Origin of the sequence: Sphingobium agri (genome assembly GCF_023051225.1) — a bacterium.
Classification (GTDB): Bacteria; Pseudomonadota; Alphaproteobacteria; order Sphingomonadales; family Sphingomonadaceae; genus Sphingobium; species Sphingobium agri.
On the sequence record NZ_JALKHS010000008.1, the window covers coordinates 80,665 to 98,746 of the forward strand.

At 62.0% G+C, this 18,082-nt stretch carries 14 protein-coding genes and 1 tRNA gene; 5 read left to right on the forward strand and 10 right to left on the reverse strand.

Going from position 1 to position 18,082, the window contains the following annotated elements; translation table 11 throughout:
• Position 1: 1 nt before the first annotated feature.
• Together MU848_RS11575 and mutS are read right to left on the reverse strand one after the other, a co-directional pair.
• Positions 2–2,764 (reverse strand): [protein-PII] uridylyltransferase, encoded by a 2,763-nt coding sequence (locus MU848_RS11575; RefSeq protein WP_247232138.1) that lies wholly within the window; start codon positions 2,762–2,764, stop codon positions 2–4.
• Positions 2,765–2,779: 15 nt separating this feature from the next.
• On the reverse strand, positions 2,780–5,425 hold the full coding sequence (gene mutS, locus MU848_RS11580) for a DNA mismatch repair protein MutS (protein ID WP_247232140.1): 2,646 nt from the start codon (positions 5,423–5,425) through the stop codon (positions 2,780–2,782).
• Between the two features lie 127 nt (positions 5,426–5,552).
• Between mutS and MU848_RS11585 the strand changes: the two genes are divergently transcribed.
• Positions 5,553–7,814, forward strand: coding sequence for an NADP-dependent malic enzyme (locus MU848_RS11585; RefSeq protein ID WP_097090580.1), 2,262 nt, complete (start codon positions 5,553–5,555; stop codon positions 7,812–7,814).
• A gap of 9 nt (positions 7,815–7,823) precedes the next feature.
• On the opposite strand, the gene cofC is transcribed toward MU848_RS11585, so the two are convergent.
• Genes cofC through cofE form a run of 3 tightly spaced genes read right to left on the reverse strand, consistent with a single transcriptional unit; the run spans position 7,824 to position 10,098 of the window.
• A complete protein-coding gene (cofC, locus tag MU848_RS11590) occupies positions 7,824–8,411 on the reverse strand; it encodes a 2-phospho-L-lactate guanylyltransferase (RefSeq protein WP_247232149.1) in 588 nt (195 codons plus the stop codon).
• Positions 8,412–8,413: 2 nt separating this feature from the next.
• A complete protein-coding gene (gene cofD / locus MU848_RS11595) occupies positions 8,414–9,346 on the reverse strand; it encodes a 2-phospho-L-lactate transferase (protein WP_247232152.1) in 933 nt (310 codons plus the stop codon).
• Positions 9,343–10,098, reverse strand: coding sequence for a coenzyme F420-0:L-glutamate ligase (gene cofE / locus MU848_RS11600; RefSeq protein WP_201515519.1), 756 nt, complete (start codon positions 10,096–10,098; stop codon positions 9,343–9,345). The genes cofD and cofE overlap by 4 nt, the downstream gene beginning before the upstream one ends.
• A 103-nt stretch (positions 10,099–10,201) precedes the next feature.
• Between cofE and MU848_RS11605 the strand changes: the two genes are divergently transcribed.
• Entirely contained in the window at positions 10,202–11,182 is a 981-nt protein-coding gene (locus MU848_RS11605; protein WP_247232154.1) for a polysaccharide deacetylase family protein, read from the forward strand.
• Positions 11,183–11,213: 31 nt separating this feature from the next.
• Here the strand turns inward: MU848_RS11605 and MU848_RS11610 are convergent.
• Positions 11,214–11,306, reverse strand: a tRNA-Ser gene (locus MU848_RS11610).
• 232 nt (positions 11,307–11,538) lie between these two features.
• Between MU848_RS11610 and MU848_RS11615 the strand changes: the two genes are divergently transcribed.
• Entirely contained in the window at positions 11,539–12,333 is a 795-nt protein-coding gene (locus MU848_RS11615) for a DUF1134 domain-containing protein (RefSeq protein WP_201515396.1), read from the forward strand.
• 7 nt (positions 12,334–12,340) lie between these two features.
• Here MU848_RS11615 and dinB read toward each other — a convergent pair whose 3' ends face one another.
• The 3 genes from dinB to MU848_RS11630 are packed head-to-tail and all read right to left on the reverse strand — an operon-like array spanning position 12,341 to position 14,518.
• Positions 12,341–13,420 (reverse strand): DNA polymerase IV, encoded by a 1,080-nt coding sequence (dinB, locus tag MU848_RS11620; protein WP_201515395.1) that lies wholly within the window; start codon positions 13,418–13,420, stop codon positions 12,341–12,343.
• A gap of 55 nt (positions 13,421–13,475) precedes the next feature.
• A complete protein-coding gene (locus MU848_RS11625) occupies positions 13,476–14,006 on the reverse strand; it encodes a YceD family protein (protein ID WP_247232156.1) in 531 nt (176 codons plus the stop codon).
• Positions 14,003–14,518 (reverse strand): ubiquinol-cytochrome C chaperone family protein, encoded by a 516-nt coding sequence (locus MU848_RS11630; RefSeq protein ID WP_247232158.1) that lies wholly within the window; start codon positions 14,516–14,518, stop codon positions 14,003–14,005. Before MU848_RS11630 ends, MU848_RS11625 begins: the two co-directional genes overlap by 4 nt.
• Positions 14,519–14,606: 88 nt before the next feature.
• Here MU848_RS11630 and MU848_RS11635 point away from each other — a divergent pair, with 88 nt between their 5' ends.
• Both MU848_RS11635 and MU848_RS11640 read left to right on the forward strand, forming a co-directional pair.
• Positions 14,607–15,158 (forward strand): outer membrane protein assembly factor BamE, encoded by a 552-nt coding sequence (locus MU848_RS11635; protein WP_201515392.1) that lies wholly within the window; start codon positions 14,607–14,609, stop codon positions 15,156–15,158.
• A gap of 575 nt (positions 15,159–15,733) precedes the next feature.
• Positions 15,734–16,438, forward strand: a complete 705-nt coding sequence (locus MU848_RS11640) for a LuxR C-terminal-related transcriptional regulator (RefSeq protein WP_247232168.1) — start codon at positions 15,734–15,736, stop codon at positions 16,436–16,438.
• A 147-nt stretch (positions 16,439–16,585) separates the two neighbouring features.
• Here the strand turns inward: MU848_RS11640 and MU848_RS11645 are convergent, their stop codons facing one another.
• Positions 16,586–17,950 (reverse strand): aspartate aminotransferase family protein, encoded by a 1,365-nt coding sequence (locus tag MU848_RS11645; RefSeq protein WP_247232170.1) that lies wholly within the window; start codon positions 17,948–17,950, stop codon positions 16,586–16,588.
• Positions 17,951–18,082: the final 132 nt, after the last annotated feature.

The following is an 18,082-nucleotide window of genomic DNA, read 5'->3' on the forward strand; positions in this document are numbered from 1 at the left end:
ATCAGGCCTGCTGAAGCGCTTCATCCGCCTGATCGCCCGCAGCCTCCAGCAGCCGCCGTTCCAATGTCTGGATGCGCGCCTTGCTCTCGATCTTTCCGCCCAGAAGGTCCGTCACGTAAAAGGTGTCGACCGCCCGTTCGCCATAGGTCGCGACATGGGCGCTATGCACCGTGACCTTCGACTGGAAGAGCGCGTTGGCGAGGCTGAACAGCAGGGCAGGGCGATCACGGGCATTGACCTCGATCACCGTGAAGCGGTTGGATGCCTTGTTGTCGATCAGCACATTGGGTTCGATGCGGAACGCCTCGGCACGGGTGCGGGACAGGGGGCGCGCTTCCAGCTTCGTGATCATGCGGTGACGGTTGGCCAGCGAATCCTCGATCGCATTGCGGATGCGGGTCAACTGCTCCGGGCTGTGGAAAGCGCCGCCCAACGGGTCTTGCACCAGGAAATTGTCGATCGCGACGCCATCCCGCGTGGTGTGGATGCGCGCGTCGATGATGTTGCCGCCTGCAAGGTGAATCGCACCGGCAATCCGGTAGAACAGGCCGGGATGGTCGGCGGCATAGACGGTGACCAGCGTCGCGCCGCGCTGCGGGTAATATTGCGCAGCGATCGACAGCGGCGCGTCGCCGGACGCCAATATATGCTGCGCATTGTGGATCAGAATGTCTTCTGGCTCGGCGATCCAGTAGGATTCGGGCAGGCGATTGCTGAGCTTCTGGAACTCGGCCTTCGTCATGCCAAGTGCGTTGCGCAGCGATTCCTGCTTGGCGGTGACACGCTCGCTGCGTCCCTTTTGCTTGTGGCCAAGGCGCAATACTTCCTCGGCAGCTTCATACAGGTCGCCCAGAAGCTGCCGCTTCCAGCTGTTCCATACGCCAGGCCCGACGGCGCGGATATCCACGACAGTGAGGCAAAGGAGGAGGCGCAGCCGCTCCGGGCTTTGCACCACCTCCACGAAATCCAGGATCGTCTTGTAATCCGCCAGGTCGCGCTTGAAGGCGGTGGCCGACATCAGCAGATGGTGCCGCACCAGCCAGGCAACGGTCTCGGTTTCCGCAGCGGACAGCCCCAGACGCGGGCAGAGATGTTCCGCGACCTCTGCACCCAATATGCTGTGGTCGCCTCCCCTTCCCTTGGCGATGTCGTGGAGCAGAACCGCGACATAGAGCACCCGGCGCGACAGCAGCCTTCCCATGATCTCGGTGGAAAGGGGATGATCTACTTCCAGATCGCCCTTTTCCACGCGCGCCAGAAGCCCGACAGCGCGGATGGTATGCTCATCGACCGTGTAATGATGGTACATGTCGAACTGCATCTGCGCGACGACGCGGCGAAAATCGGGGATAAAGCGGCCGAAGACGGTCGATTCGTTCATCCAGCGCAGCACCGTTTCCGGATCGCGGCGGGATGTCAGTACATCCATGAAAGCGGCATTGGCACGGGCATCGCGCCGGACCTTGGCTGTGATGAGGCCCGCGTCCCTGCTCGCCGCCCGCATCGCGCTCGGGTGGATGCCAAGCTCGTGCCGATCGGCCACGGCAAAAATTTCTAGCAGCCGCACAGGATCCTGCTGAAAGAAGTCGTCGCTCGGCAATGCCAAGCGGCCACGGTCCAGCACGAAACCATCCAGCTTCTTCGGCCGGCGGAAGAGGGACGGGATATAACGCCGTCCCTTGGCGCCCAACTGGTCATCGAGATGCGCAAGGAACACGGCGGTCAAGTCGCCGACGATCTTCGCGTTCAGGAAATAGTAGCGCATGAAGCGCTCCACACCGGACCGGCCCTGCCGCCCGGTAAAATGCATCCGCGTCGCCGTTTCCAATTGCAGGTCGAACGTCAGCCGGTCCTCCGCCCGCCCGGTGATCATATGCAGATGGCACCGCACAGCCCAGAGGAAATCCTCCGCCTTCTGGAACTGCCGCAGTTCAAGGTCGGTGAGCAGGCCAACATCCACCAGTTCGGCGACGGATTTCACCCGGTTCACATATTTGCCGATCCAGAACAGCGTATGGAGGTCGCGCAGACCCCCCTTGCCTTCCTTGACATTGGGTTCGACGACATAGCGGCTGTCACCCATCCGCTTATGCCGTTCGTCCCGCTCTTCCAGCTTTTCGGTGACAAACGCGCGGGCGGTTCCCTGCATCACTTCGGCATCGAAGCGCCGCGCGGTTTCCTCATATAGCGCGCGGTCACCCCAGACATAGCGGGCCTCCAGCACCGCTGTGCGAACCGTCAGGTCCGCCTTGGCCATGCGCATGGTTTCATCGATCGACCGGCTGGAATGCCCAACCTTCAGCCCCAGGTCCCAAAGCGAATAGAGCATCGATTCGATGACCTGCTCGGTCCACCCGGTGGGCTTCCATGGCGTGATGAAGGCGATATCGACATCGCTGTGGGGCGCCATCTCGCCGCGTCCATAGCCGCCCACCGCCATCAGCGTGATGCGCTCACCGGTACTGCGATTGCTGGCAGGGTAAAGATGATGCGTCGTCGCGTCGTACAACAGCCGCAAAATCTGATCGATCAGGAAAGCGAAGGCCGTCACAGCCTCCCGCCCGCGCGTCGGCTTGGCCTCCAACCGCCTTGCAACGTCCAGGCGCCCGGCATCGAGGGCTGACTTCAATTCCCGGACGATCAGGCCGCGCAGCTTCGCCGGATCACTCCTGTGCTCCCGCGCCAGATCGTGGATACGGTCCGAAATCGCGCGCCGATCGATGATGGACCGGCGGGAGCCGAGGGAGGGGTACTGCATGACCATCGGCTCAATCTAATGTCAGCTGCTGGCCGCGGCCAGTTGTTTCAGGTGATAAAGCTGCTCCAGCGCCTCGCGCGGAGAAAGGGCGTCGGCATCGATCAGGTCGATGGCCGCGCGCAGGGCGTCGACCTTATCTTCCTCCTGCGCGGCGGCAGCGGCAAAGAGGGGAAGGTCGCCAAGCCCCGCCGCAATGCCGCCCGTTTTGGCGCGCCCTGCTTCCAACCTGTTCAGCACATCCTTGGCCCGCTTGAGCACAGCGGGCGGCAATCCCGCCAGCCGCGCGACGGCAAGGCCATAGCTGCGATCGGCTGGCCCAGGTGCCACCTCATGCAACAATATGAGGTCGCCTTTCCATTCCCGCGCGCGGACATGATGCAGGGATAGTGAGGAGAGTGTTTCCGCCAGCCGCGTCAACTCATGATAATGGGTGGCGAAGAGGCAGCGGCAGCGATTGACCTCATGCACCGCTTCAACGACGGCCCACGCAAGAGCCAGCCCGTCATAGGTCGACGTGCCGCGTCCGACTTCGTCCAGGATGACGAAGCTGCGTTCGGTCGCCTGCGCCAGGATGGCGGCGGTTTCGACCATCTCCACCATGAATGTCGATCGTCCGCGCGCGAGATTGTCCGAAGCACCGACCCGGCTGAACAACCGGTCCACCAACGTCAGCGTCGCCGACTGCGCCGGAACATAGCTCCCTGCCTGCGCCAATATCACGATCAGCGCATTTTGCCTCAGGAAGGTCGATTTGCCGCCCATATTTGGCCCGGTAACCAGCCAAAGCCGATCATCTGCACCCAGGCAGCAGTCATTCGCGACAAAGGGCTGCCCTTCCTTGCGCAGCGCGTCCTCGACTACGGGGTGACGGCCGCCGATAATCTGCAGGCACGGTCCTTCGCCATCCTGTGGCAGCAAGTGGGGCCGCTGCCAGCCCCCTTCGGCGGCCCGCTCCGCCAGCGCGGCCGCGACGTCGAGCCTGGCGAGCGCGTCCGCCGCAGACGCGATCTCCGCCTTGCGCGCCAGCGCCGACTCGATCAGATCCTCCAGATGGGCCGCTTCAGCCACCAGTGCATGGGCCCCTGCCTGCGCGACACGCCCTGCCTGCTCATGCAGGTCAACCGAGTTGAACCGCACCACGCCTGCCAGCGTCTGGCGATGCGTGAAGCCGCTGTCCGGTTGCATCAGCGGATCGGCGGATCGGGCGGGCACTTCGACATGATAGCCGAGCACGCCATTATGCCGGATCTTGAGTGACGCGATGCCGGTACGCTCACGATAGCTGGCTTCCAGAGCCGCGATGGCGCGCCTGCCATCGCCTGCCATCCGCCGCAGTTCGTCCAGAGCCGGGTCGTAGCCATCGGCGATATAGCCGCCATTGGCCGTCTCGGTAGGCGGGGTGGGCACCAGCGCGCGAGAAAGACTGCCGACCAGCGCGCCGTGGCCATCCAGCGCTGGCAACAATTGTTGAAGCAGCAGTGGCTGATCAGCCAATCTGCCCAGCCGCTCGCGCAGCATCCGTGCCTCATTAAGGCCGTCACGAAGCTGCCCCAGGTCACGCGGGCTTCCCCGGCCCACCGCGATGCGTCCCAAAGCGCGCCCGATATCCGGAAGGGCCCTCAGCGCAGCACGCAGCTGATCGCGGAGCAGCGGATCGTCATGGAGCAGTTGCACCAGTCCAAGCCGGGCCTCGATCAGCTCTTGGTCCATCAACGGAGTTGACAGGTCCTGTGCGAGCAGACGCGCGCCTGCGCCCGTGACGGTCCTGTCCACCGCCCCCAGCAGGCTCCCGGCCCGGGCGCCGCTCATCGTGGCGGTGATTTCCAGGCTTTCCCGCGTCGCTGCGTCAATCGCGACATGGGCGCCGCTCGTCTTCCGCACGGGTGGAGCCAGGAAGGGCAGGGTGCCCTTGCCCGCATGGTCGAGATAGGCGATCAGCCCGCCCATCGCGGAAAGCTCCGCGCGGCTGAACTGACCGAATCCGTCGAGAGTGGCGACACCAAAGAGCCGCTTGAGCGCTGCCTCCGCCCGGTTGCTCGAAAAGGCTGCACGGTCGAACGGATGTGCCTCGGGCAGATCAAGATCGAACCCATCGGGCAGTACGATCTCACTGGGCCTCAGCCGTGCCAGCTCTGCCGGAAGATCGCTCGACCGCAAGGTCAGCGTCTCGAACCGACCTGTTGAAATGTCGGCGGCGGCAATCCCGATCTCGCCGGTGCCTTCACCGCCTGTCTGGGCAAGCGCAACCAGCATATTGTCGCGCCGGGAATCGAGCAGCGTCTCCTCTGTGAGTGTGCCCGCCGTCACATACCGCACGATAGCGCGGGCGACGAGCGCCTTGCTGCCCCGCGCCTTCGCCTCGGCGGGCGTCTCCGTCTGTTCCGCGATGGCGACCCGGTGCCCTGCCTTGATCAGCCGGGCGAGATAATTTTCCGCGCTGTGCACCGGCACGCCGCACATCGGGATCGGCGCGCCGCCATGCTCCCCCCGGCTGGTGAGCGCGATGTCCAGCGTGGCCGCCGCCGCCTTTGCATCGTCGAAGAAAAGTTCGAAAAAGTCGCCCATGCGATAGAAGAGCAAGCAATCCTGCGCCTCCGCCTTCAGCGCCAGATATTGCGCCATCATCGGCGTCGGCTGGCTCGCTGCGATATCCTTGGGGCTGTGCATGGCCTTTTGGCGATAGCGGCAAGCAGCAGATCAGGAAAGGGTGTGGAAAAAAGGTGGCCGTGCGCTTGCCGACAGGTCCGCCTTGCCGCTAGGGCCTCATCAGTAGGTAAAGAGGGGCGGATGCGTCATGGCAGATAAGTCGAACGTGGAATTTTCCGAGCGCGAGGCGCTGTTTTTCCATTCGACTGGCAGGCCGGGCAAGATCGAGATCATCGCATCGAAGCCGATGGCGACCCAGCGCGACCTCAGCCTCGCCTATTCGCCGGGCGTGGCCGTTCCGGTGCGCGCCATCGCGGCCGATCCACAAACCGCCTATGACTATACCGCCAAGGGCAACCTCGTCGCCGTCATCTCGAACGGCACGGCCATCCTTGGCCTTGGCAATCTGGGCGCGCTCGCGTCCAAGCCGGTGATGGAGGGCAAGGCGGTGCTCTTCAAGCGCTTCGCTGACGTCGACTCGATCGATATCGAACTCAAGACCGAAGATGTCGACAAGTTCATCGACGCGGTCGAGCTGATGGAGCCGAGCTTCGGCGGGATCAACCTTGAGGATATCAAGGCACCCGAATGCTTCATCATCGAACAGACGCTGAAAGAACGGATGAACATCCCCGTCTTTCACGATGACCAGCATGGCACCGCGATCATTGCGGCGGCGGGCGTCATCAACGCGGCGATGCTGACAGGGCGCGATCTCAAGGACATGAAGGTGGTGGTGAACGGGGCGGGGGCCGCCTCCATCTCCTGCACCGAGCTGATCAAGGCGATCGGCGTCGCGCACGACAATGTCATCATGTGCGACAGCAAGGGCGTTATCTACCAGGGCCGCACCGAAGGCATGAACCAGTGGAAGTCGGCGCATGCGGTGAAGACGGATGCACGGACGCTTGGCGAAGCGATCAAGGGTGCGGACGTTTTCCTCGGCCTCTCCGTCGCGGGCGCCGTGTCGCAGGAGATGGTGAAGTCGATGGCGCAAAAGCCGATCATCTTCGCCATGGCCAATCCCGATCCGGAAATCGCCCCGCCCGAGGTTCTGGAAGTTCGGCCCGACGCGATCGTTGCGACCGGGCGCTCGGATTATCCGAACCAGGTCAACAATGTGCTTGGCTTCCCCTTCATCTTCCGCGGCGCCCTGGACGTGCGGGCAACAGGCATCAACGAGCCGATGAAGGTCGCCGCGGCCCAGGCGATCGCGGAACTCGCGCGCGAGCAGGTGCCCGAGGAAGTGGCGAAGGCCTATGGCCGGTCGCACAGTTTCGGCCCCGATTACATCATACCCGCACCGTTCGACCCGCGCCTGATGGAGGTCGTTCCGGCGGCCGTGGCGCAGGCTGCGATGGAAAGCGGCGTTGCGCAAAAGCCCATTTCGGACATGGCCGCCTATCGCCAATCGCTTAAAGGTCGGTTGAATCCCACGACCTCGGTCCTGACAAGCGCCTATGAGGTGGCGAAAGCCAACCCCAAGCGCGTGGTGTTCGCCGAAGCAGAAGAGGAGGTGGTGCTGCGCGCCGCCATCCAGTTCCGCGACCTTGGCTATGGCATCCCCGTGCTGGTCGGGCGGAACGAAGTCTATGACAAGCTGAAGGCGCTGGGCGTCCGCGATCCTGAAAGCTTTGAACTGCACAACAGCGTCAACTCGCCGCTGGTCCCAGAGATGGTGGATGCGCTCTACGGCCGGTTGCAGCGGCGTGGACATCTTCGGCGCGACTGCGAGCGTATGGTCAACCGGGACCGCAATATATTCGGTGCTTTGCTGGTCAGCATGGGCCATGCCGATGCGATGATCACCGGCGTGACGCGGCCGTTCGCGCAGACGCTGCGCGAAGTGAAGCGCGTCATGGATCCGGCGGTGGGCCGCACCGCCTTTGGCATTCATATCATGGTGTCGAAGGATAAGACGGTGTTCCTGGCCGACACCACGGTCAATGAGCGGCCCTCCGCCAGTGAACTTGCCGATATCGCCGAGGGCACAGTCGCCGTCGCGCGGCGCATGGGACATGACCCGCGTGTCGCTTTCCTTTCCTATTCCAACTTCGGCAACCCGCCGGGTGGCCATCTGGAAAATGTCCGTGATGCGCTGAAGGTGCTCGACGGCCGGAATGTCGATTTCGAATATGAGGGCGAGATGACCGCCGACGCGGCGCTCAATCCTACGGTCATGAAGAATTATCCGTTCAGCCGTCTGTCGGGTCCCGCCAATGTGCTGGTCATGCCGGGCCTCCAGTCAGCCAACATCTCGGCCAAGCTGCTGCGCGAACTTGGTGGTACGACGATGATCGGACCTATGCTTGTGGGCATGGAGAAGTCCGTGCAGATCGCCACCATGTCGTCCAATGCGTCTGAACTGCTGACGCTCGCAGTGCTGGCTTCGGCGGGCGTCGCCCTTTAAGGGCCGATGTCAGTGAGCTTGGCTCTGCCGCCAGAACGCGAGTTCTTCCGGCCGGTCGACATCGAGTTCCAGTCCCCGCCGCCGAAGGCTGAGAAAGGGCAGGCCCAGTCGGCCTGCTTCGGCCCGGTGCGCGGCGAAGCTGCCATCGCCATAGTGGAACGCGAACTTGGCGGCCGAGGGGAGGGGGAGCGACACAGCGTTGGTGCCCGTGCCCGCATGGTCGGGCGCGATGGCGACACTCTCCCCCGGCAGGTTCAGCAGGGCGGCGACATCGTCAGCTTTGATCAAAGGCAAGTCTGCCGACACTATCAGCAGCCGACGAACCCCCGCCCCGATAGCCGCATTCCGCGCTCCTTCCAGCGCCACATTGAGCCCCTGTCCAGCGTCGGGAAGCAGCGGGATGTCGCCTGGTAGGTCATGGCGTGACGGGCCGAGTAGCAATACCCGCTGCAGACCGACAATGCTTTGCGCGGCAGATACGGTTTGTGCCAGCATGTCAGCCACCAGCTTTCGACGCTCTCTATCGCCGAGGACAGGCGCAAGCCGCGTCTTGCACCATTCCGGGGCCTTGATCGGTATGACGACCCAGCAGTTCACGATCAGCCAGCGATCCGATCCGCCAACGCCAAAGCAGCGCGCGCGACGCGTTCCCGGTCCGCTAGCGTCTTCATCAGCGTGTCGGTGACGTCATGTGGAATGGTCAGGCCAGACGCATCGTCCCGCTCATCGACCAGCAAGCCGTCGATGACATCGGCATAATGCGCGGCGATACTTTCGTTCGTCACGGCCAATCCCATCTCGCCCATCAGCTTCGCAGTAGGCCCCTTGACTGCTTGCCCGCCCACGATCGGCGACACGGCCACGACCGGTGCATGCGTAACCGCAAGTGCCTCCTTTATGCCGGGCACGGCCAGAATCGGGTCTACGCTGAGCCAGGGATTGGAGGGCGCTATCAGAATGGCCTTGGTGGCTGGATCCGTGATCGCTTCGATCACGCCCGCCGTCGCTGACGCCCGTTCGGCGCCCTCAAACCGGATGGCCTCCACCTCAGGCGCGCAGCGGCATTCGACAAAATAGCGCTGAAACGGCATGTCGCCCTCACTTGTAGTGAGATGAGTGGCCACAGGGTCATCGCTCATCGGCAGAATGGAAAGACCCAACTCCCACGCAGAAGCGAACCGCGCCGTGATAGCGCTTAACGTCTCGCCCTCTGCAAGCAGATGCGACCGCAGTACATGCAGCGCCAGGTCCCCATCGCCCAGCAGGAACCAGTCTTCGCCGCCTAGCGATTTGACGGCATCCATGAAGCTCCAGCTTTCGCCCTCCCGGCCCCAGCCTTGCGTCTTATTGGCCTTGCCGGACAGGGTATACAGCAGCGTGTCGATGTCGGGCGATATGGCAAGCCCCAGGTGCCGGAAATCGTCTCCCGTGTTCACGATGGCGGTGATCTGTTCCGGCGGGCATATCTGCATCAACCCCAGCACCAGCTTGGCTCCGCCCACGCCTCCGGTCAGGGTCACGACCCGGCTCATCGAAACAAATCCTCTTCGATCGGCCGCACAAGCGTGGCGGCTGGAGCATCTCCGGGCGGCAGACGCATTCCACGCATGAGAACAGCCGGTATGCTTTCGGCCCCTTCACCGGTGATCAGGGCGGCGGCGGTCGCAATCTGATCAGCCAGCGCGATCTGCGTCACTTCCAGCCGCCGACCATCCCTGTCCTCTTCGCCCCGCCGATCGACGAGCGCCGGCAGTCCCGCGGCGCCGATCGCCACACCCACGACACCGTGGCGCCAGGGGCGTCCGAAGCTGTCGGAAATGACCACGGCAGGAGCGGCGCCCTCGCTTGCAAGATCATGGCTAAGCGCGGCGGCTGATCCATCGGGGTCCACCGGCAGCAGCAGCGCCCGTTCCGCGCCACCCGGACCGATATTGGATCGATCTATGCCACCATTGGCCATGACATGGCCAAGCCTGTGCCGGGTAATCAATATGTGCGGCACGGCACGTACGATGGCGCTGCTTTCACGAAGCACAAGCTCGACGAGGCGGGGATCTTTCCTCGTCGTTTCCGCCAGTTCCAGCGCTTGCTCGCCAGGCTCGACCTCAGTGAGGTCCACCATGCGGCCTTCCGCCTTGGACAGTATTTTCTGCGTGACGACCAGTATATCGCCTTTTTGCAACGGCCACAGCCCGGCCCGCCCAAGCGCATCGCGCAACAGCATGGCCAAGTCGTCACCTTCACATATTTCTGCCAGGCCGGTTAGCGGATGAATCGAGATCATGAGGCGATGTAGCGCGCGGCTGTCCCTGTTGGTAGCCGCTCCATGGTCCGCGAACAGCATGGGCGTTACGGCTCCTTAACATGGATGAAGTAAGGCGTTGATGATGACCGCCGTCCTGATCACCGTAGACACAGAATTATCGTCGCTGCTTCATGAGCGGGGGATGGGTCTGCAAGACAATGTCCGTTCATCCATCTGGGGAGAAGCCGAGGGCCGAGCCTATGGCATTGGCTGGCAGATGGATGAGCTGGAGAGCCATGGCCTGAAGGGCGTGTTCTTCGTCGACCCGATGCCCGCGCTTTTATATGGGACGGAGTTTCTGAGACCCATCGTCGCGCCGATCGTGGCACGCGGACATGAGGTGCAGCTGCATATCCACAGCGAATGGCTTCGCTGGGCGCGTCACTCTCCTGTGAGCGGGCAACTGGGCCGCAACATCGGCGACTTCAGTCAAGCAGACCAAGCCATATTGCTGCGCCTCGGCAAGGCATGGCTGGAGGAGGCGGGGGCACCGCCGATTACCGCCTTCCGCGCGGGAAATTTCGGCGCCAATGACGATACATTACGGGCGCTTGCTGACGTCGGCCTGGCTTGGGACAGCAGCGTCAATCCGGCCTATCATCGCTATGGCTGCCGGATCAGCGGCGCTCGCGATCAGATCGCTCCTTCTCACCGCTTCGGCGTTGGCGAACTTGCCGTGTCGGGTATCACGGACCGGCGCGGCAGCTTCCGCCCCGCGCAAATCTGCGCGATGTCGGCGGGGGAGATGCGCACGGGACTGCGCCACGCCGTGCGCGAAAGCCATGCGGCTTATGTGGTCGTCACGCACAGTTTCGAAATGCTCAGCCGCGACCGCAAACGTCCCAACCATGCAATCATGCGCCGGTTCACTTCTCTCTGCCGCGCCGCAGCCCGATTACCAGGCCTCACTGTGTGCGGCTTCCACGATCTTCCACCCGACTTGGCGTCGACCGCACCCGCCTCACACAACCGCGTACCGCCAAGCCGCGTGCGAACGGCAAGCCGCATGGCGCAGCAGCTATGGGCCAGCTGGCGCTACGAACGCCGTCTGATACCGGCGTGATTGCCGCAGCTGTGATCTAATATCGGAATGATGGCGGAGACGGAGGGATTCGAACCCTCGGTACCGGATTTACCAGTACGACGGTTTAGCAAACCGTTGGTTTCAGCCACTCACCCACGTCTCCAAACATGGCCTGAACGCCCGCTTGGGGCGGGACAGCGGCTAGGCGAGAAGCGCTATAACGGCGGCTTTCCCGCAAGGCAACGGGCTATGCCATGAAATTCTTACAAACTTCGCTGCCGGATTCGTTCCAGCCCGGAATCGACTCGGGTCGCCGTTCGTTCATTGTCGTTTCAGCTTGGCTTCCGATAATCTGATAGATGGTCGAAGAGCGGCAAAGTCGGGGAGTAGCGGGCATGATCGGGATGGTAAGGCGAGTGTCGGCTCGCGTGGCACGACGTGGCGCATGGACGCTTGCCGTTGCCGGGGTGGCATTCAGTCCGCTCGCGGCGGAGGCGCAGGTGCGCACGGTCGATCCGAACAGCGCGATTGACGCTGATCTCGCGCCCGTGCCGCAGGCGAACAGCACGCCGACCGAACCGGGTGTGGACAATAGCGTTCCGCCAGCGAGCAGTGCGGCACCGGAGTCTTCGGCATCCACGGCAAATAGTACAGCGACGGGAGCTCCCGTCACCGCCAACTCTCCGCCCGCTGCGTTGAGCCCCAGCGAATCCTATCAGGAAGATGACCTGATCGGCGCTGCCGAAGGCGTCTTCGGCAAGGGGGCAGAGGGGCTGGCTGGCATGATCGAAAAGATCCTGAAGGATCAGGGCCGCCCCAACGCCTATATCGCTGGCCGGGAAGCGTCGGGCGCCTTTGTGGTTGGTCTGCGCTATGGATCGGGCACGCTCAACCACAAGGTGGAAGGGCGCCGGGAAGTGTATTGGACCGGGCCGTCGATCGGCTTCGACGTGGGGGGCAACGCCGCCAACACCTTCGTCCTGGTCTATAATCTCTACGACACGCAGGATCTTTACCACCGTTTTCCCGCGGCGGAAGGCACGGCCTATCTGGTTGGCGGCTTTACGGCGAGCTATCTTCGCTGGGGCAGCGTCGTGTTGATCCCCATCCGTCTCGGCGTAGGGTATCGGCTTGGTGTAAACGCCGGTTACATGAAGTTCACGGAAAAGCGGAACTGGCTGCCGTTCTGACCGGTTTTTAAAGAGGGAAGCTGAGCTGCTGACTTTGCTCGACCGGCTCCTCAGCATCGAGATTATGGACACCCAAGCCCAGCAGCCGCGCGCCCATCCGCAGCGGCAACTGGGCGATTAACAGGGCGCGCGCAGTTTCCGCGAGCAGGTCTGGCGAGCGAACCGGCGCGTTCATACTGCGTGACCGGGTGATGATCCGGAAATCAGCGAACTTGATCTTGAGGACGACGGTGCGGCCATAGGCGCCGCTCTTCTCGATCCGGGTCCAGAGGCTTTGCGCGATCCGGTCGATTTCCGCGACCAAGGCGTCCTGAGTGATCAGGTCATCGAAGAACGTGTCTTCGACGCTGACCGATTTCCTTTCCTGCCTTTCATGGACGGGCCGATCATCCTCTCCCCGCGCGGCGCGATAGTAGAAAGGCGCAGCGCTCCCGAAATGCTGCTGCAGGAAACCAAGGTCACGGGCCAGCAAGTCGGCGCCTGTCTCTATTCCCAAAGCTTGCATCCGCCGCGCTGTTACGGGTCCCACACCATGGATTCGCCGGACCGGCATCTGCGCCATGAAGCGCGCTCCTTCGTCCGGCCGCACCACGCAAATACCGTCCGGCTTGTTCTGATCCGACGCGAGCTTGGCGATCAACTTGTTGTAGGAGACGCCGGCTGAGGCAGTGAGGCCGGTTTCGTCCCGGATCATGCGCCGGATCTGCTGCGCGATTGCGGTGGCGGACGATGACCCTGCCTTGTTTTCGGTGACGTCCAGATAGGCTTCATCCAGCGACAGGGGCTGAATGACATCGGTGAAGCGGGCGAAAATCTCACGCACATGAGTCGAAACCGCGCGGTAAACCTCAAATCGGGGTTTCACGAACAGCAGGTCCGGACAGAGCCGCCGCGCTCGCGCGCCCGGCATGGCGGACTTCACGCCAAAAACGCGCGCTTCATAGCTGGCCGTCGCCACCACCCCCCTGGGCCCACCGCCGCCTACCGCGATGGGTTTCCCGCGCAGACTTGGATCGTCGCGCTGCTCCACCGACGCGTAAAAGGCATCCATATCGATATGGATGATCTTGCGCGGCCGAGAGTCCATGAAGGCGGTTTATGCCACAGCAAGCAGGAGAGTGAAACGCGTGGAGGCCGGTCCGTCAGGACTTATTGTCTTTGAGCGACTGCAACACGGCAAAAGGACTTGCTTGCTCTTCCGTCAATACGCCCGCTTCCCGCAGATAAGCATCGGCTTCCGCTGATCGAGGATAAGGCGTCATCGCCAGCGCCATCGTCTCGGCGACCGCTTCCCCCATGTCGATCGTCTGCCCGTCGTAGCCGATCGTGTCGCAATCTTCCGAATCGATCTCCAATTCCTCACCACCATCGGCGCCGCTACCTTCCGGAACGAAGCGCAACAGGAAGTCGGTATCGATGGTCTCCGGCACCGCTACTCCGGTGGCGACGCAGGGTTGAGCCAGTCTTGCGCGTAACCGGCCCCGCGCCTCGATGGCGCCGTCCTGTTCGCTCAACGCATAATCAGCCTCAAGCGAGTCAAGTGATGTCAGGTTGAAGCGTCGCGCCAACGCGTCGCGCTCCCCGGCGTCGGCGGTGATGGTCATGCCCTGCGCGTGCCGCGCGATCTGATCGGTCCGAACGGGTCGGGAAAATTCGGGCGCAGGATTAGTCATCCAATATCTCCCGCCATCAATGCATCGAGCGGCAAGGTGGAAAGGCCGACCCAGCGCGACCTCAGCCGGGATTCGACATGCTTCACGGCGTCTCCAGCAGGCGTCGCCCCACGGTACAGGTTACGCACCAGGGCGTCCCGCAGTTCCGCCCCGCCCAAAAGGGCCGCCTTGTAGGCTGAGAGCCTTCCACCGAGCGCGCTCACCATGCGGCCGACATGTTTGCCTACGACCACGTCGCCTACGCCCTCCTGCCGCAACTGTCCGTCCATGTCGTCGACGAACAATTCGGTGAGCCAGACGCTTTCCTGGGCTGCTCCGAGCGCTTCAAGCCGCATCAGCACCTGCGCCAATATGGCGACGATCATGTCGAACCGGCCATCCATCGTGTCGGGCACCTGGCCTTCCATATACCAGTGCGGCGCGCGGCCTTCGCGAACGACGGCTTGGTAAAGCGGCTGCATCGCATCCTTGGGGTCGGTGCGCGCGAACAGGCGCTGGAAAAGCTTTGGCATGTCGAAACGGTTTCCTGGCTGAGCTGAGCGGAGGCCCCCTTGCCGGGGGGCGCGCAATTCCATATTGATCGGCGGGCCGCGCGATGCAATGGCGGCTTTGGTATTTGGTTTCCGGGTCCCTTCCCGGCAGGAGAAGTTCATGCGTCAGTTCAGCCGACATCTGTTGCTTGCCGTCGGCCTTGGCGCGCTCGTGCTCGGAACCTCGGCTTGTTCGCGCATCCGTACCCATCAGGGATATCAGGTAGACAAGCTGCTGGTCGATTCGATCCAGCCCGGCATCGACAACCGCGCTTCGGTAGAAGGGACGCTGGGCCGCCCCAGCTTTACCGCCCAATTCGGCGATCAGGACTGGTATTATGTGTCGCGCGACATGCGGGCGCTGGCCTTCTCCAATCCCAAGCCGGTGGCGCAGACGGTGCTCCATGTCCGCTTTGACCCCGCGGGCAATGTCGTGGCGGTTGACCGCATGGGCCTTGAGCAGGTCGCCAAGATTTCGCCGTCCGGCGACAAGACGCCCACCCTGGGCCGCCATCGCAGCCTGTTCGACGAAATATTCGGCAATATCGGCGCAGTAGGGGCCGGTGGCATGGGTGGCGGCGGTGGCGGCAGCAATACCGGCGGCGGCCCTAACGGAAGCTGACGGCCGAAGAAGGCGTCATTGAGCTTGAAAACGCCCTGACGTTCGGCACGCCCTTCCTACTGTGACCTGAAATCCTCGCTCTATCGAGTCTCTGCAGGATCTACCCGCAAAGGAGCGCCGCATCCTCGCTTTGGGCGCAGGGCAAGTCTTTGGACTTGTTAGGAAAGATAGTTAACAGCTGAAGTTAACCAATAGAGACTCGCAACCATCGTTCGTCCGGCATATGCTCGAGTCACGTTCTTCGCAGTAAGCCCAAAGTATTACATGGGACGCTGTGCTTAGGACATAACTCCCATGGTTAAGAGCGAAATACACAATCTTACCAATCAGTTAGCGAGTTGTTGAACTAACCCTAAATTTCCATAGGTCAGTTCAGGACTCTAGCGTCGTAAATATGCTAGTCATAACTTATTGAAACGAAAAGAAAGGGTTGCACTGCAGGCATTTGATCACTGGTCTTTCACGCTTCGTTTGGGGCCTGCTAACGAAAGTGGAAGGGATCATGAGGGGACTACCCAATGGCTTACCCAGTCAATGTGCGTCTGTTGTGCGGTAATGCAATCGTAAGAGAAGGTTTGAGCCGGATTCTCACTGAGCGGGACTTCCGGGTTAATCAATATCCAAATATTGCCGCCGCACTCCAAAAGGTGGAGGTGCCGGAGGAAGATACGGGGCCTTCGTTGCTCCTGATAGATAATGGAACCGAAGAGCTGGACGCCGACAGTGTCGCCGTTCTTCAGCGGAAATTCCCTTGCGCCTATCTGGTACTATTATCCGATCGGTTTGACTTCCAAACCATGCTGAAGGCCTTCCGCCTGGGCGCGATGGGTTACATCATCAAGGAAATCAGTTGCGATCGCCTGGTGGCGACATTGCATCTGGTTGCGATGGGTGAGCGGGTCCTGCCGCCGCAACTTGCCGACGAATTGCAGTCGCGGCCGACGCTGACAGATGCGTTGGAGGTGGAACGGCCCGTCGATGCTGCAAGCCTGTCCGATCGTGAGCTGGAAATCCTGCGCTGGCTCATCATGGGATGCCCGAACAAGGTCATTTCCAAGAGGATGGATATCAGCGAGGCGACGGTGAAGGTCCATGTGAAGGCGGTGCTGCGCAAGCTCCGCGTCAAGAACCGCACCCAAGCCGCCATCTGGGCAGCCAATCACGGCATGCGCGGCCGTGTCTCCGAAGTGGAGCCGATTGTACCCGTGGATGTCACGATCCCGCATCCTGCGCAGCTTCCCCAGCTTGAGGTCGCCGCAATGCCTCTCAGCCGTGCCTGACCCACACCGCGGCTTGTGATAGCCGCGGCAAGTATTCTCTAAAGGATCGCTATTGGTGCATGCTGCACTTCGCCTAATGTGGCGAAGTGCAGCAGCGGCATCCTAGCTCAGCGACCGCCGCTCGCATTGGCGGCCCTCGCCTGCCGGTCAGCCGATAGTTTCTTCAAAGATCGCCATGGTGCGTTCGAAACGGGCGAATAGCTCGTCAAGCTCTTCCGCTGTGATGATGAGCGGGGGACAGAAGACGATCGTGTCGCCAAGCGCCCGCACGATCAGGCCCTGGGTGAGCCCGATTTCAACAAGGCGTGCACCCGCCTTTACTGCTGGATCGAAGCTGGTCCGGTTCTCAGGATCGGCATAGAGCTCGATCGCGGCTACCAGGCCTACGCCACGCACTTCGCCGACATATTTGCGGCCCTCATAACTGCGCAGCGCTTTCCAGAATTGCGGCATCAGTGACTGCACATGGCCGACCACATTATCTTCTTCGTAGATCTTCAGGGTTTCGAGCGCGATGGCACAACTCACCGGGTGGCCGGAATAGGTGAAGCCATGGCCAAAGGTTCCGATAGTGCCGCTGTTCCGGGCGATCGGCGCATAGACCTTCTCATTCACCATCACCGCCGAGATGGGTGCATAGGCAGAGGACAGGCCCTTTGCCGTCGTCAGAATGTCAGGCTTCATGCCGAAGGTGGTCGAACCGAACATCTCGCCCGTCCGGCCATAGCCACACACCACTTCGTCCGCGACGAGGAGCACGTCATATTTGGCGAGAACTTTTTGAACCTTCTCGAAATAGGTCGCCGGTGGCGGAATCACCCCGCCCGCGCCCATCACCGGCTCAGCGAAGAAAGCGGCGACGGTGTCAGGACCTTCAGCCAGGATCCGCTTTTCAAGATTGTCGGCCAGGCGAGTGGCGAAATCCTCTTCGCTTTCGCCGGGCTCGGCGTAGCGGAAATAATGCGGGCAATCGACATGCAGGATATTGGCGATCGGCAGGTCAAAATCGCGATGGTTCGTGACGAGACCGCTGAGGCTTGCCGACGCGACAGTCACGCCATGATAGGCATTGAGCCGGGCGATGATCTTCTTCTTTTCCGGCTTGCCGATGGCATTATGATAATACCAAATCATCTTCACAGCGGAGTCGTTGGCTTCAGATCCGCTGTTTGCGAAGAACACCTTCGACATCGGAACAGGCGCGACCGACAGCAGCTTGTTGGCCAGCTCGATCACGGTCGGATTGGAGCGGCCGGTGAAGGTGTGATAATAAGGCAAGCCTCGCAGCGCATCGCTTCCTGCCTTGGCAAGACGCTCATTGCTGAAGCCCAGCGAAGCACACCACAGCGCCGACACCGCCTCAAGATAGCGGTTACCTTTGTCATCTTCCACGAACACGCCATCACCCTTGGTTATGACAAGGGGGCCGACCTCAGGATGGGCCGCCAGGTTCGTGAAGGAATGGAAGTGAGCTGCAATATCAGCCGCGGCATTTTCGCTGGGATCGTACATTATCGTCGTGCTTCCGATCGTTAAGAACAGACTCTCGCGGCCATCCCGTGGACGAGCGTCCGACAGCCGTTATGCGCCAAACATGTGGGTATCGACGTACCTCATTCATGCGCGATCGCACTCGTCGGCGCA